Origin of the sequence: Zafaria sp. Z1313 (assembly GCF_050563205.1) — a bacterium.
Classification (GTDB): Bacteria; Actinomycetota; Actinomycetes; order Actinomycetales; family Micrococcaceae; genus JAZDCJ01.
In genome coordinates this window covers 77,276-93,072 of record NZ_JBNWUK010000012.1, presented here as the reverse complement: position 1 = coordinate 93,072, position 15,797 = coordinate 77,276, and the positions used below count along the sequence as shown (strand labels likewise).

Annotated in this window: 6 protein-coding genes and 1 rRNA gene; 1 reads left to right on the top strand and 6 read right to left on the bottom strand. The window is 69.7% G+C overall.

Going from position 1 to position 15,797, the window contains the following annotated elements; all coding sequences use genetic code 11:
* Positions 1-303 precede the first annotated feature (303 nt).
* From ACQ3I4_RS11920 to ACQ3I4_RS11905, 4 genes are all read right to left on the bottom strand, one after another.
* A 16S ribosomal RNA gene (locus tag ACQ3I4_RS11920) occupies positions 304-1,829 on the bottom strand.
* Between the two features lie 462 nt (positions 1,830-2,291).
* Positions 2,292-6,056 (bottom strand): 1,4-alpha-glucan branching protein GlgB, encoded by a 3,765-nt coding sequence (gene glgB / locus ACQ3I4_RS11915; protein WP_329862755.1) that lies wholly within the window; start codon positions 6,054-6,056, stop codon positions 2,292-2,294.
* Positions 6,053-7,819: a maltose alpha-D-glucosyltransferase gene (gene treS / locus ACQ3I4_RS11910; RefSeq protein ID WP_329862758.1), complete on the bottom strand. Its 1,767-nt coding sequence runs from the start codon at positions 7,817-7,819 to the stop codon at positions 6,053-6,055. The genes glgB and treS overlap by 4 nt, the downstream gene beginning before the upstream one ends.
* Positions 7,819-9,903, bottom strand: coding sequence for an alpha-1,4-glucan--maltose-1-phosphate maltosyltransferase (locus tag ACQ3I4_RS11905; RefSeq protein ID WP_329862760.1), 2,085 nt, complete (start codon positions 9,901-9,903; stop codon positions 7,819-7,821). The genes treS and ACQ3I4_RS11905 overlap by 1 nt, the downstream gene beginning before the upstream one ends.
* A 110-nt stretch (positions 9,904-10,013) precedes the next feature.
* Between ACQ3I4_RS11905 and glgP the strand changes: the two genes are divergently transcribed.
* Entirely contained in the window at positions 10,014-12,614 is a 2,601-nt protein-coding gene (glgP, locus tag ACQ3I4_RS11900; RefSeq protein WP_329862762.1) for an alpha-glucan family phosphorylase, read from the top strand.
* A 36-nt stretch (positions 12,615-12,650) separates the two neighbouring features.
* On the opposite strand, the gene glgX is transcribed toward glgP, so the two are convergent.
* Both glgX and rlmB read right to left on the bottom strand, forming a co-directional pair.
* Positions 12,651-14,747, bottom strand: coding sequence for a glycogen debranching protein GlgX (glgX, locus tag ACQ3I4_RS11895; RefSeq protein WP_430633598.1), 2,097 nt, complete (start codon positions 14,745-14,747; stop codon positions 12,651-12,653).
* 8 nt (positions 14,748-14,755) lie between these two features.
* On the bottom strand, positions 14,756-15,733 hold the full coding sequence (gene rlmB, locus ACQ3I4_RS11890) for a 23S rRNA (guanosine(2251)-2'-O)-methyltransferase RlmB (RefSeq protein ID WP_430633597.1): 978 nt from the start codon (positions 15,731-15,733) through the stop codon (positions 14,756-14,758).
* Between the last annotated feature and the right edge of the window lie 64 nt (positions 15,734-15,797).

Genomic DNA, 15,797 nt, shown 5'->3' with positions numbered 1-15,797 from the left:
CCCCCCGGCACGAACACCGGCTCAGGCAGGGCGCCTGTTGCTTCAGGGCCCAACAGTGTGCCATGGACCCGGGACCACCAACCCCCCACCGCTTTCCCACCCCACCCACACACCCCACAAAAAGGGGGCGCACGGACCAGGCGTACTCACGAACAGGGGACCAGCAAGATCCCAGGCCACGATTCATCGACATTCCACCCATGAGCGCCCGCCCGCCAACATCCGTGGCGGCAACGGGCAAACACTGAACACCACCACCAAAGGACATGCATCCCCGGCGGATAAGTGCTAGCTGCTCCTTAGAAAGGAGGTGATCCAGCCGCACCTTCCGGTACGGCTACCTTGTTACGACTTAGTCCCAATCGCCGGTCCCACCTTCGACGGCTCCCTCCCACAAGGGGTTGGGCCACCGGCTTCGGGTGTTACCAACTTTCGTGACTTGACGGGCGGTGTGTACAAGGCCCGGGAACGTATTCACCGCAGCGTTGCTGATCTGCGATTACTAGCGACTCCGACTTCATGGGGTCGAGTTGCAGACCCCAATCCGAACTGAGACCGGCTTTTTGGGATTAGCTCCACCTCACAGTATCGCAACCCTTTGTACCGGCCATTGTAGCATGCGTGAAGCCCAAGACATAAGGGGCATGATGATTTGACGTCGTCCCCACCTTCCTCCGAGTTGACCCCGGCAGTCTCCCATGAGTCCCCGGCATAACCCGCTGGCAACATGGAACGAGGGTTGCGCTCGTTGCGGGACTTAACCCAACATCTCACGACACGAGCTGACGACAACCATGCACCACCTGTGAACCGGCCCCAAAGGGGAAGGACTGTTTCCAGCCCGGTCCGGCCCATGTCAAGCCTTGGTAAGGTTCTTCGCGTTGCATCGAATTAATCCGCATGCTCCGCCGCTTGTGCGGGCCCCCGTCAATTCCTTTGAGTTTTAGCCTTGCGGCCGTACTCCCCAGGCGGGGCACTTAATGCGTTAGCTACGACGCGGAAAACGTGGAATGTCCCCCACATCTAGTGCCCAACGTTTACGGCATGGACTACCAGGGTATCTAATCCTGTTCGCTCCCCATGCTTTCGCTCCTCAGCGTCAGTTACTGCCCAGAGACCTGCCTTCGCCATCGGTGTTCCTCCTGATATCTGCGCATTTCACCGCTACACCAGGAATTCCAGTCTCCCCTACAGCACTCTAGCCTGCCCGTACCCACCGCAGATCCGGGGTTGAGCCCCGGACTTTCACGGCAGACGCGACAAACCGCCTACGAGCTCTTTACGCCCAATAATTCCGGATAACGCTCGCGCCCTACGTATTACCGCGGCTGCTGGCACGTAGTTAGCCGGCGCTTCTTCTGCAGGTACCGTCACTTGCGCTTCTTCCCTACTGAAAGAGGTTTACAACCCGAAGGCCGTCATCCCTCACGCGGCGTCGCTGCATCAGGCTTGCGCCCATTGTGCAATATTCCCCACTGCTGCCTCCCGTAGGAGTCTGGGCCGTGTCTCAGTCCCAGTGTGGCCGGTCACCCTCTCAGGCCGGCTACCCGTCGTCGCCTTGGTAGGCCATTACCCCACCAACAAGCTGATAGGCCGCGAGCCCATCCCCAACCAATGAATCTTTCCACCAACACACCATGCGGTGGCCGGTCATATCCGGTATTAGACCCAGTTTCCCAGGCTTATCCCAGAGTCGGGGGCAGGTTGCTCACGTGTTACTCACCCGTTCGCCACTAATCCACCCAGCAAGCTGGGCATCATCGTTCGACTTGCATGTGTTAAGCACGCCGCCAGCGTTCATCCTGAGCCAGGATCAAACTCTCCGTAAAAAAATACAGACACAACCAAACCCACAGGAAAATGCGGACCCAGCTGCACCAAGTCAAAAAATCCCGGCAAAAAACCCTCCCAGCACCACGGGGGTGGCACCAGAAAAGCCATTCACCAATACAAAAATCGGTGTCAACAAACATGGCACACTATTGAGTTCTCAAACAACAGACACATCCAGCCTCCACAACCAACCCAACCGGCCGGCTGCTGCGCTCTGGAGCAACTTTTCTAACTTACCCTTCCAGCTTCCGGGAGTCAAATCGACTCTCACTGCTGCTGTCCGGGTAGGTGGTGCGCGGGCCGTTCTCGCTGCCCTTTCGGGCTGCTCTCCGGCGTCCGGCGCGAGATAAAACTATACGCGCACTTCGGGCGGGAAGACAAATCGGGGCTTCCGCCGCACAAGAAGGCCCCGGAATCCGCGGGATTCCGGGGCCACGGGCACCACGTGGGCGTCCCGGCTAGGCCTGGGCGGCCTCGGCGTTCCTGGTGAAGTAGACCACACCGAGCGGAGGCAGGCTGACGACCGCGTGCGCGGGTTGGCCCTTCTCCTGCTCCGGCACCGCCACGACGGCGCCGGCATTGCCGACGCCCGAGCCGCCGTACTCCTCGGCATCGGTGTTCAGCACCTCGCCCCATTCACCGGCGGACGGCAGGCCCAGCCGGTAACCGTGCCGGGGCTCGCCGGAGAAGTTGGCGACCGCCACGAGCGGCTCGCCGGAGGCGGACCAGCGGATGAAGGCCACCGTGTTGCCGGCGCCGTCGTGGGAGTCGATCCACGTAAAGCCCGACGGATCGTTGTCCTTCTCCCACAGTGCCGGGCGCTCCGCATAGACGGCGTTGAGCCCGCGCACGAGCAGTTGGACTCCCCGGTGCTGGTGGGTGTCGGCGAGCCACCAGTCGAGCCCGTGCTGCTCGCTCCACTCGGCCTCCTGGGCGAACTCGGTGCCCATGAAGATCAGCTGCTTGCCCGGGTGGGCCCACTGAAACGCGAGGTAGGCGCGGACCTGGGCGAGCTGGCGCCAGCGGTCCCCCGGCATACGGCGCAGCAGCGAGCCCTTGCCGTGGACGACCTCGTCGTGGCTGATCGGCAGCATGAAGTTCTCGGTCCACGCGTACACGAGCGAGAAGGTGAGCTTGTTGTGGTGGTGCACCCGGTTGATCGGGTCCTCGCCCATGTACTCGAGCGAATCGTGCATCCAGCCCATGTTCCACTTGATGCCGAAGCCGAGCCCTCCGGAGGACGTCGGCCGGGTCACGCCGTCGAACGCCGTGGACTCCTCGGCGACCATCACGATCCCCGGACAGACCCGGTAAGCGGTCGCCGTGGCCTCCTGCAGGAAGCCGATGGCCTCGAGGTTCTCCCGCCCGCCGTGGACGTTGGGGTACCACTGGCCGTCTTCGCGCGAATAATCGAGGTAGAGCATCGAGGCGACGGCATCGACGCGCAGCCCGTCGATGTGGAACTCCGTGAGCCAGTACAGGGCGTTGGCCACCAGGAAGTTGCGCACCTCGTTGCGGCCGAAGTCGAAGATCAGCGTCCCCCAGTCGGGGTGCTCGCCCCGGCGCGGATCGGCGTGCTCGTAGAGCGGCTCGCCGTCGAAGCGCGCCAGCGCCCACTCGTCTTTCGGGAAGTGCGCCGGCACCCAGTCCAGGATGACGCCGATGCCCGCCTGATGCAGTTTGTCCACGAGGTACCGGAAGTCGTCCGGGGAGCCGAAGCGGGAGGTCGGCGCGTAGTAGCCCGTGACCTGGTAGCCCCAGGACCCGCCGAACGGGTGCTCGGCGACGGGCATGAACTCCACGTGCGTGAAGCCCTGCCAGGACACGTACTCGACGAGCTGTTCCGCGAGCTCGCGGTACCCGAGCCCCGGACGCCACGAGCCCAAGTGGACCTCGTAGACGCTCATCGCCGCCTGGTGCGGGTCCTTCGCCGCCCGCGCCGCCATCCAGTCCGCGTCCTGGAATCCGTAGTTTGACTCGGTCACGACGGAACCCGTCAGCGGCGGGACCTCCGTCTGGCGTGCCAGCGGGTCGGCCTTCTCCCGCCAGTGCCCGTCGCGGCCGAGGAACTCGAACTTGTAGACCGCGCCCGCGGCGACTCCGGGGATGAACAGCTCCCAGACACCCGAGTGGCCGAGCGAGCGCATGGCGTGCACGGAGCCGTCCCACGCGTTGAAGTCGCCCTTGACGCGGGCGGCCCGGGCGTTCGGTGCCCAGACGGCGAAGCTCGTGCCGGTGCTGTCGCCGAGCGAGGAGTGGTAGCGGCGCACGTGGGCGCCGAGCGCGGTCCACAGCTTCTCGTGGCGCCCCTCGCCGATCAGGTGCAGGTCCACCTCGCCGAGGGTCGGCAGGTAGCGGTAGGGATCGTCGACGGTCTGCGGTTCGCCGCCCGCGTAGGCGACCTCGATCCGGTAGTCCGGGACGTGCCCCTCGCGCCCGCTCGGCGGCAGAACGGCCACCCAGATCCCGCCGTGCTCGTGCCGCATGGGGAACGCGCCGTCGGCCGTGACGACGGCGACCGATTCCGCGAGGCGCCGCAGGGACCTCACCGTGAGGTGCCCGGTGGCGTCCAGGTGCGCACCGAGCACGGCGTGCGGCGCGTGGTAGGCGCCGTGCGCCACGGCCTCCAGCACGTCGCCGGCCACCGGCAGCGGCTGCGCCGGCGCGGAGGCCGGCGTGGAGGCCGGCGCGACCGCGGGTGTGGACGGTTCGTTGGGTGTGCTCATGACGGACAGTACCTCCTGGACGGCGGACGCCGGGACGGATACCCACGACGGCCGGTTTTGCAGCTCGTAAACGACTTCGTACAAGGCCTTGTCCAGCCAGAGCCCTAGGAACAGGGGCGATCCGGTGTCCACCGCGGTCCCCGACTCGGCCTCGTAGCCGGTCAGGAAGGCCTTGCGGGCGCGCGCCGACCACTCCCGGGCGGCGCGCTCGGCGTCCTCGGCGGCGCCGGGCGCCCGCGCCGCGATCGCGCCGGCGTAGTCGAAGGAGCGCAGCATGCCCACGACGTCGCGTAGCGGGACGTCGGTGCCCGTGCGCTCCCCGGCCGTGCGCAGCGGCTCCCCCTCGAAGTCGAGGACCACCCAGCCGCGCCCCTCGGCGTGCAGGACCTGGCCCAGGTGGTAGTCGCCGTGGATGCGCTGCAGCGGCGGGAGCATTGCGGCCGCGCCGTCGAGCCCGTCCAGGACCGCCCTGAACGCGCCCTCGAAGGGCCCGACGGCGGCGCCTGCCTTCTGCCAGCCCCACTGGAGGCGGTGGCGCAGGGAGTCCACGAAGCCGTCCCCTTCGGCCCCCGGGGCCGGCGCCGATCCGGCCACACGGGCCAGGTCGCGGTGCAGGCGGGCGGTCGTGCGGCCGATCTCCTCGGCCTGCGGCGTGAAGTCCAGCCCGTCCAGCGCCGCCGCGCTCGCGGTGCGCCACGCGTCCTGGCTGCCGCCGATGAACTCCCGCAGGACGCCGAGCGCGCCCGAGGCCGGGCCGTCGGGTCCCGTCCAGTCGGCGGTCAGCGAGCCGTAGGTCAGGGGCACGTCGAAGGACCCGCCGTCGGTGAGCAGCGAGCCGAGTTCGACGTCGGGATTGGTGCCGGTGGCGGGCAGGCGGAAGAACTTGGCGATGACGTCGCCCTCGACGGATTCGACGACCACGGAGGTGTTGGACTGCTCGCCGTGCAGCACGCCCGCCGAGATCCCGCCATCGAACGGCGCCCGCTCGTCGAAGCCGGCGGCCGCGTGACCGGCGAATCCGGGGCCCGCCCCGCCGGTGCGGACGAGCTCGAGCCAGGCGGCGACGAACGCGGGGTCGTGCGTGCCGTCGTAGACGTGCCACGCCGCGGCGGCCCGGCGGCCGGGCGCGGGCAGGACACCGATCAGCGCCTGCGGGGCGCCGGCGTCGTCCGCCGTCGTCTCGGCGGCCCCGAGCGGCACGCGGCGGTAGGACAGGGGGACGTGCACGACGGCGGACGGGACGGCGCTGGCCCGCGGCGCCGGCGCGTCGGGCGCGGGGACCGGGACGGCAGCGTCCCGCTCCGGGGCGGGAGACGCCACCGGGGAGGGAAACACGCCGAGGAGGACGGATTCGAGCTCGACCCCGTCGGCCGGCGAGGGCAGCGGCACCGTTCCGACGCGCCGGAGCGCGAAGCCCGTGCCGCGCTCGGGGAACCAGCGCTGGCCGCGCAGCCACGCGGAAAGCAGGTCCAGCAGCGGCGCGTCCTCGTCGGTCATGGTGCGGGCTCCTCCCGGCGGATCAACGGCATCGACTGGGTCGCCGGCGACTGGGCGTCGGAGCGCGGGGAGCGCAGCCGGAGCCAGAAGAAGCCCTGCGAACCCAGGGTCATCACGAGCCTACCGTCAGCCCCGATGGCCGGGAACACCGTGCCGCCGAAGACGTCGCGCAGGCCGCGTCCGGCGTAGTCCGGCAGGTCCAACGTGGTCGCCACCGGATGCTGGGAGAGGTTGTAGACGCACAAGACCGATTCGCCCTCGCCGTGATCGGCCTGCTCGGGCGGCAGCTCGCGCAGGAACGCCAGGACGCTCTCCGCGCTCGCGGGCACGTTGCGGTAGCCGCCGAGCCCGAAGACCTGGTGGCCGCGGCGCACGCCGAGGACCTGCCGCAGCCAATGCAGCATCGAGCCGGAGTGGGCGAGCTGCTGCTCGACGTTGACGTTGGCGAAGTTGAAGACGAGCGACTGGACCACGGGCAGGTACAGCTTGCCCGGGTCCGCCGTGGAGAATCCGGCATTGCGGTCGGGATTCCACTGCATCGGCGTGCGGGAGGCGTCGCGGTCCTCGAGCCAGATGTTGTCGCCCATGCCGATCTCGTCGCCGTAGTAGAGGAACGGCGAGCCCGGCAGGGCCAGCAGGAGGGCGTGGATCAGCTCCAGTTCGGCCCGGGAGTTGTCCAGCAGGGGGGCCAGGCGACGCCGGATGCCCACGTTCGCGCGCATGCGGGAGTCGGGCGCGTACCAACCGAGCATCGCCTCCCGTTCCGCCGACGTCACCATCTCGAGCGTGAGCTCGTCGTGGTTGCGCAGGAACGTGCCCCACTGGGTCCCCTCGGGGATCGCCGGGGTCTCCTCCATGGTCTCGATGATGGGCGCCGCGAGCTGGTCGCGCAGCGCGTAGAAGAGCTTGGGCATGATCGGGAAGTGGAAGCACATGTGGCATTCCGGCTCCTCGGCCGAGCCGAAGTACTCCACGACCTCGTGCGGGGGCTGGTTTGCCTCGGCGATGATGACGCGCCCCGGGTACTCCTCGTCCACGAGGCGGCGCAGCTCGCGCAGGAACGCATGCGTCGGCGGGAGGTTCTCGCAATTGGTCCCCTCCTCCTCGAAGAGGTACGGGATCGCGTCCGCGCGGAAGCCGTCGACGCCGAGGTCCAGCCAGTAGCGGACCACGTCGAACATCGCCTGGTGGACCTTCGGGTTCTCGAAGTTCAGGTCCGGCTGGTGGTGGAAGAAACGGTGCCAGAAGAACTGCCGGCGCACCGGATCGAACGTCCAGTTGGACTCCTCCGTGTCCACGAAGATGATCCGTGCGTCCTGGTACTTCTCGTCCGTGTCCGACCAGACGTAGAAGTCCCCGTACTCGCCGTCCGGATCGCTGCGCGAGGCCTGGAACCACGGGTGCTCGTCCGAGGTGTGGTTCATCGGCAGGTCGATGATGATCCGCAGCCCGCGGGCGTGCGCCTCGGAAACCAGGCGGCGGAAGTCCGCGATCGTGCCGAACTCGTCCAGGACGTCGTAGTAGTCGGAGATGTCGTATCCTCCGTCCCGCAGCGGGGACTTGAAGAACGGCGGGAGCCACAGGCAGTCCACACCGAGCCACTGCAGGTAGTCGAGCTTGTCGATCAGCCCGTCCAGGTCGCCACTGCCGTCCCCGTTGCCGTCGGAGAAGGCCCGGACCAGGACCTCGTAGAACACCGCCTTGCGGTGCCATTGGGGGTCGTGGGAGAGGCCGGGGGCGCTGAGCTGGTACGGATTGACCACTAGGCGTTCCTCCTGAGGTGCAGCACGTGGGCGGGTTCGTGGTGGGGGTCGAGGCGGACGTAGTTGTGCGCGCCCCACTGCCAACTCTCGCCGGTGAGCAGGTCGTCGACCGTGAAGCGGCCCTCCGCGTCGAGGTCCTCCGGACGCAGGCCGAGCGCCTCCAGGTCCAGCGTCACGGTCGACTCCCGGGCACCGTGCGGATCGGTGTTGACCACGACGATCACGGTGTCCACCGCCTCGCCGCCGCCCGTCCCCCGGGGCGCGGCCCCGGCGTCGTACTCCGCGGACAGCACCCCGGCGGGCGTGCGCGGACGGGACTTTGAATAGACGACCGTCGCGTCGTCCGTGCTCGAGTGCAGCACGAGGTTCTCGAGGGCGCCGAGCGCCGGATGCGATCGCCGGATCTCGTTGAGCCGGCGCAGGTACGGGGCGAGCGAGCGGCCCTGGGCCTCCGCGGCCGCGAAGTCGCGGGGCTTGTACTCGAACTTCTCGTTGTCGATGTACTCCTCCGCGCCCGGGCGGGCGACGTGCTCGTACAGCTCGTACCCCGCGTACACGCCCCAGAGGGGGCTCGCCGTGGCCGCGAGGACCGCGCGGATCTTGAACGCCGCCGGCCCGCCGAACTGCAGGTACTCCGTGAGGATGTCCGGCGTGTTGACGAAGAAGTTGGGCCGGAAGTAGGCCGGGCTCTCCGCCGAGACCTCGCCGAAGTACTCCTCGAGCTCGGGCTTCGTGTTGCGCCACGTGAAGTAGGAGTAGGACTGCTGGAAGCCGACGCGGCCCAGGGCGTGCATCATCGCCGGGCGCGTGAACGCCTCCGCGAGGAACACCGTGCCCGGGTGCGCCTTGTTGACTTTCGCGATGAGCCATTCCCAGAACCACAGCGGCTTGGTGTGCGGGTTGTCGACGCGGAAGATCCGCACGCCGCGCTTGATCCACAGCTTCACGACGCGCAGGACCTCGCGGCTGAGCCCGCGCGGATCGTTGTCGAAGTTCAGCGGGTAGATGTCCTGGTACTTCTTCGGAGGGTTCTCGGCGTACGCGATGCTCCCGTCGGCCTGCGTCGTGAACCACTCGGGATGCTTCGCGACCCACGGGTGGTCGGGGGAGGCCTGCAGGGCCAGGTCCAGGGCCACCTCGAGCCCCAGCGACGTCGCCTTGTCGACGAACGCCGCGAAGTCCTCCGCGGTGCCGAGGTCCGGGTGGATCGCGTCGTGCCCGCCCTCGGGGGCGCCGATCGCCCATGGCGAGCCCGGATCCTCCGGACCCGCGGTGAGCGTGTTGTTGCGGCCCTTGCGGTGCGTGCGGCCGATCGGATGGATCGGGGGGAGGTAGACGACGTCGAAGCCCATCGCCGCGACGGCGTCCAGGCGGTCGGCGGCCGTGCGGAACGTTCCCGAGACGTAGCGGCCCGTCACCGGATCGTAGACCGCGCCTTCAGAGCGCGGGAAGAACTCGTACCAGGCCCCGCGGCCGGCGCGCTCGCGCTCGGCCTCGATCGGGAAGCGGCCGCTCGAGCTCACGAAACGCCGGATCGGCGCCCGGCGCAGGACCTCGAGGAGCTCCTCCGAAGCGCCCGCGGCCAGGCGCGCCTCGACGGACGCCGACGCGTCGGCAAGCGCCGCGGCCGCGCGCTGCACGATGGCGACGTCGGCCGCCGTCCACGCCGGGTCCGGGTCCTCCGCGGCCCCGCTGAACAAGCGGGCCCCCTCGGCGAGCATGAGCTCCGTGTCCACGCCGGCCGCGATCTTCACGGTGGCCGCGTGGTGCCACGTGCCGTAGGGGTCGTCCCACGCCTCGACCTCGAAGGTGAACAGTCCCTCGGCCGGCGGGCGCAGCCAGGCCGTCCACGAGTCAGTGCCGGGAGCCCCCGGAGCCATCCGGACGCGTTGGAGCTCGCCGCCGTCGGCACCGTAGAGCACCGCCGTCGCGCCGAGCCTGTCGTGTCCCTCGCGGAAGGCCGTGGCGGTGACGCGGACGTCCTCGCCGGGAATCGCCTTGGCAGGGACGCGTCCCCCTTCCACGACCGGCTGGACCTGGGTCACGGGGATGCGGCCGTAGAGGGCCTGCTGTCCTTTGCTCACGAGGTAGACGCTAGCGACTTATCGCCGCCTTGGCCAAGGACCCCGGTCATTTTCCACGGTTTTACGGGAATGAAATACACGGGGCATGCCCGTGCGCTACGGTTCAGGGTGTGAAGGCGATTCGACGTTTTACCGTACGCACCGTCCTGCCGGAGCCCATTGCCGGGTTGGCCGCACTCGCGGCCAACCTCCGCTGGTCCTGGCACGAACCCACGGCCAGGCTCTTCCGGAGCCTGGACCCCGACGCGTGGGAACGCGTCCACGAGGATCCCGGCGCCCTGCTCGGGACGTTCGACCGGCAGCGGCTCGACGCCCTCGCCGCCGACGAGCGCGTCGTGGCCGAGGTGGCCGGGCTCGCCGCCGGACTGCAGGAGTACCTCACCGAGCCGCGCTGGTACCAGGGGCTCGACGACGCCCCGGCCGCCATCGCCTACTTCTCCCCCGAGTTCGGGATCACCGCCGCGCTGCCCCAGTACTCCGGTGGCCTCGGCATCCTCGCCGGCGACCACCTCAAGGCGGCGAGCGACCTCGGCGTGCCCATCGTCGGCGTCGGACTGCTCTACCAGGCCGGCTACTTCAAGCAGTCCCTGGCCCGCGACGCGTGGCAGCAGGAGACCTACCCCGTCCTGGATCCGCACGGCCTGCCCCTGACGCTCCTGCGGGAAGAGGACGGATCGCCCGCGATCGTCACCCTGCCCCTGCCCGACGGACGCCAGCTGCACGCGCAGGTCTGGCGCGCCGACGTCGGACGCGTCCCCCTGCTCCTCCTGGACTCCAACACGGCGCGGAACGACGACGCGGCCCGCGGCATCACGGACCGGCTGTACGGCGGCGGCGGCGACCACCGGCTCATGCAGGAGCTCCTGCTGGGCATGGGCGGCGTCAAGGCCCTGCGCGCCTTCTCCCGGATCACCGGCGCCCCCGCGCCCGAGGTCTTCCACACCAACGAGGGCCACGCCGGCTTCCTGGGCGTCGAGCGGATCCGGGAGCTCATGGACACGGGGCTGACGTTCCCCGAGGCCCTGTCCTCCGTCCGCTCCGCGACCGTCTTCACGACCCACACGCCGGTCCCGGCCGGGATCGACCGCTTCGAGGCCCTCCAGGTGGCGCACTTCCTGCGCGCCGGGCTGGCCCCGGGCGTGCCGCTCGAGGACATCCTCGGCCTCGGCGCCGAGAACTACGCCGGCGGGGACCCCGCCACGTTCAACATGGCCGTCATGGGGCTCCGGCTGGCCCAGCGGGCCAACGGCGTGGCGAAGCTGCACGGCCGCGTCTCGCGCGGGATGTTCTCCGGGCTGTGGTCCGGCTTCGACGCCGACGACGTCCCCATCGGCTCGGTGACCAATGGCGTGCACGTGCCGACGTGGGTCGACCCGAAGATCACCGAGTTCGCGCGGGAGCGCTTCGGCGCGGACGCCGTGACCGGGCGCGAGTGGGCGCGGGCCGCGGACGTGGACGACGCCGAGCTGTGGGGCCTGCGGCGCGAGCTGCGCATCCAGCTCATCGAGGACGTGCGGCGGCGCCTGCGCTCCTCGTGGCGCAAGCGCGGCGCCTCGGAGGCCGAACTCGCGTGGACCGGCTCGGTCCTGGACCCCGACGTCCTCACGATCGGGTTCGCACGGCGCGTGCCCACCTACAAGCGGCTCACGCTCATGCTCCGCGACCCGGACCGGCTCAAGGCCCTGCTGCTGCACCCCGAGCACCCGATCCAGCTCGTCGTCGCCGGCAAGTCCCACCCTGCCGACGAGGCCGGGAAGAAGATGATCCAGGACCTGGTCCGCTTCACGGACGATCCCGAGGTCCGCCACCGGATCGTCTTCCTGCCCAACTACGACATGCGCATGGCGCGGACCCTGTTCCCCGGCTGCGACGTCTGGCTCAACAACCCGCTGCGCCCGCTCGAGGCCTGCGGCACCTCCGGCATGAAGGCCGCCATCAACGGCGCCCTGAACCTCTCGGTCCTGGACGGCTGGTGGGACGAGATGTACGACGGCGAGAACGGCTGGGCCATCCCGACGGCACCCGCCGGGGCCTCGCCCGAGGAGCGCGACGACATCGAGGCCTCCGCCCTCTACTCGCTCCTCGAACGCGAGGTCGCCCCGCGCTTCTACGGCCGGGAGCCGGCCGTCTCGGCCGGCGCGGCCGGCCCCTCGGAGACGGAGTACGACGGCGTGCCGCACCAGTGGGTGCGGATGATCAAGCACACGCTCGCGGACCTGGGGCCGAAGGTCTCCGCCACGCGCATGGTGCAGGACTACGTCAACGGCCTCTACGTCCCGGCCGCCGGCTCGGGGCGCGCCGCGTCCGCCGACCGCCACGCCGCCGCGCGCGAGCTCGCCGCCTTCGGCGCGCGCGTCAAGCAGGCCTGGCCCGGCGTCGTCGTGGAGCACGTGGACTCGGTGGGCATCGGCGAGGAGCCGCGCATCGGCGACGCCTTCGGCGTGAACACCTACGTGCGTCTCGGCGGGCTCTCGCCGGACGAGGTCCTGGTGCAGAGCGTGCACGGCGCCGTCGGGGACGGGGACGACCTCACGGACACCGCGGTCACGACGCTCGAGCTGGCCGAGGACCTCGGGGACGGGCGCTACCTGTTCTCCGGCACCCTGCATCTGGAGCGCTCGGGCGCCTTCGGCTACGGGGTCCGCGTGGTGCCGAGGCACCCGGCGCTCGCCTCGATCGCGGAGCTCGGGCTCATCGCCCAGCCCCGCTGATCCCCGGAGGGGCCGGGAAGTGCTGGCCCGGCCGCGTCAGGCGCGGAAGACCGCGACCGAGTTCGCCTCGATGAGGTCGGACTCCCCGGGGTGCAGCACCGCGCCGCGGCGCCGCTCGGCCGCCGGGGCCGTGCTGAAGCGCAGCTCGAAGCCGGACAACGGGCGGTCGTTGCCGCGGAAGTCCCGCAGCGAGAGCCGCGTCGGCATGGTCACGGAGACGTCCTCGACGCCGCCGTTGAACACCACGAGCCCGTCGATCTTCCCCGACAGGGAGCCGAGCAGCAGCTGGACGACCCGGGTGTCCGGGTTGTTCCACTCCTCCTGCGGCATCGGCTGCCCCTGCGCGTTGAACCACAACAGGTAGGAGCTGTCCTCGCGCGACGGGTACGTGTAGGGCTGCCCGGCCAGGAACTCGCGGCGGATCTTCAAGAGCGCGCGGGTGGTCTTCAGCATCGCCTGCTGCTGGCCCGCGAGGTTCCAGTGCAGCCACGTCGTCTCGTTGTCCTGGCAGTAGGCGTTGTTGTTGCCCTCCTGCGTCTTGCCGAACTCGTCGCCGGCCGTGATCATCGGGACGCCGAGGGAGAGCAGGAGCGTGGCCATGACGTTGGACGCCGTTTGCCGGCGCTGCGACTGGACCCGCTCGTCGCCCGTCTGGCCCTCGACACCGTGGTTGAAGCTGTTGTTGTGGTTGTGGCCGTCCCGGTTCTCCTCGCCGTTGTCCTCGTTGTGCTTGCGGTCGTAACTGACCAGGTCGCGCAACGTGAAGCCGTCGTGGGCCGTGACGAAGTTGATGGACGCGAGCGCGCCGCGGCCGGACGGGGCGAAGACCTCGCGGGAGCCGGCGAGGACGCCGGCGAGCTTGGCCACGGACTGGCCCGGCTCTCCCGCGAGCAGGCGCCCGCGGTCGGCGACCCAGAACTCCCTCACGGTGTCGCGGTACTTGTCGTTCCAGTCGGCGAAGCCGCGCGGGAAGCGCCCGGTCTGCCAGCCGCCCATCGCCACGTCCCACGGTTCGGCGATGAGCTTGGTCCCGGTGAGGGACTTGCTCGCACCGAGGGCCACGAGGAACGGGTGCTGGGGCGTGAAGTGGTTGTTCACGGCGCGCCCGAGGGACACGGCGAGGTCGAAGCGGAAGCCGTCGACGTGGTACTCCTCGACCCACATCCGCAGCGAGTCCATGGCCATGCGCACCACGGCCGGCTCGTTGAAGTCCAGCGTGTTCCCGCATCCGGTCGTGTCGAAGTAGTGTCCGTCCGCCGTGTGCCGGTAGTAGTGGCCGTCCGCGAGGCCGCGCCAGGACAGCGTCTTCTGCTCCTTGCCGCCCTCGGCGGTGTGGTTGAACACGACGTCGAGGACCACTTCGATCCCCGCTGCGTGGAGCAGCTTGATCATGCCCTTGAGCTCGTCCTGGACGGCCTTCGGCCCGGCGGCCCGCGCCGCCGCCGTCGCGTACTCGGTGTGCGGCGCGAAGAAGCCCAGCGTGTTGTAGCCCCAGTAGTTGGGCAGCCCGAGCTCCTGCAGGTGCGGTTCGTCGACGTGGAAGTGGATGGGCAGCAGCTCCACCGTGGTGACGCCGAGGTCCGTCAGGTACTCGATCATCGCCGGGTGGGCGAACCCGGCGTACGTGCCGCGCAGCTCCTCGGGGACGTCCGGGTGCAGCATCGTCTGGCCCTTGACATGGGCCTCGTAGACGACGGTGTCCCGCCAGGGGACGTGGGGGCGCCGGTCCTGGCCCCAGTCGAATCCGGTCTCGACGTGCGTGCCCCAGTACGCCCCGGCGTCGTCCTCCTCGATGGCCCGCGCGTACGGGTCCACGAGGAGCTGCCCGTCCCCGGGCAGTTCGGCGCCGTGCGCCCAGAACGCGTAGCGGGCGCCGGGACGCAGGCCCTCGACGGTCCCGTGGTGGACGCCGTCGGTCTGGTCGAAGAGCCGGGCGCAGGCCAGCTCGCCGACGGGATCGGTGTACCAGACGTCGACGGATTCGAGCGCGGGCGCGAACACGGCGATGTTCACGGCGTCCGGAAGGTCCGGGACGCCGGGAGCGGCCTCGGCGACGCCGAGGGGGAAGGGGCGGGAGAAGTGCCCGTGGACGCCGTGAAGGCGCGCGGGAACCTCGTCGGTGGGTTGTGCCACGGCGGGTCCTAGGCGCTCCGGCGCCGGGAGACTTCGTAGAGGGTGATCCCGACGGCCATCGACGCGTTGAGCGACTCCATCGCGGAGTCGATCGGGATCGAGACGATCTGGTCGCACGTCTCGCGGACCAGGCGGGACAGGCCCTTGCCCTCGGATCCGACGACGATGCAGAGCGGCTCGGTCGCGAGCTCGAGGCCCGGCAGCTGGACGTCGCCGCCGCCGTCGAGCCCGATCACGTACACGCCGAGCTCCTTCATGGCCTTGAGCGCGTTGGTCAGGTTGCCCGCACGGGCCACGGGCACGCGCGCGGCCGCGCCGGCGCTCGTCTTCCAGGCGGAGGCCGTCATGCCCACGGAGCGGCGCTCCGGCACGATCACGGCATGGCCGCTGAACGCGGAGACCGAACGCACGATCGCGCCGAGGTTCCGCGGGTCCGTGATCCCGTCGAGGGCCACGAAGAGCGGCGCGTTGGCGATGTGCCCCTTGGCCGACCGCTCGACGGTCTCCTCGACGAAGTCCAGGGCGTCGGCGTACTGGTACGGCGGCACCTGCAGGGCCAGGCCCTGGTGCACGGCGTCGTCGGTCATCCGGTCGAGCTCGGCCTTGCTGGCCTCGAGCACGCCGATGCCGCGCTCGGCGGCGATCTTGAGCGATTCGCGGACGCGGTCGTCCACGTCGATCCGGGTGGCCATGTAGAGGGCCTTCGCCGGAATGCCGGCGCGCAGCGCCTCGACGACCGAGTTGCGGCCCGTGACGAGCTCCTCCGCGTTCTTCGACCGCCCGGCGGGGCGGCCGCCGCGGCCGGCGGCCTTGGCCGCGGATCGCTCGCTGAGCTGCTTGGTCCGGTAGGCCTTGTGGTAGACGCGGTCCTCCGCCTTGGGCGTGGGGCCCTTGCCCTCGAGCGACTTGCGGCCGTGGCCGCCCGTGCCGACGGTGGGTCCCTTCTTGGCCTTGCGGACGGTGCCGGGACGCTTGGGAGTTGCCATGGTAGTGGTTCCTTGGAGTGGGGTTCGGTGGATCGCGGTGGCCACGATGCCTACCGAAGAGCCA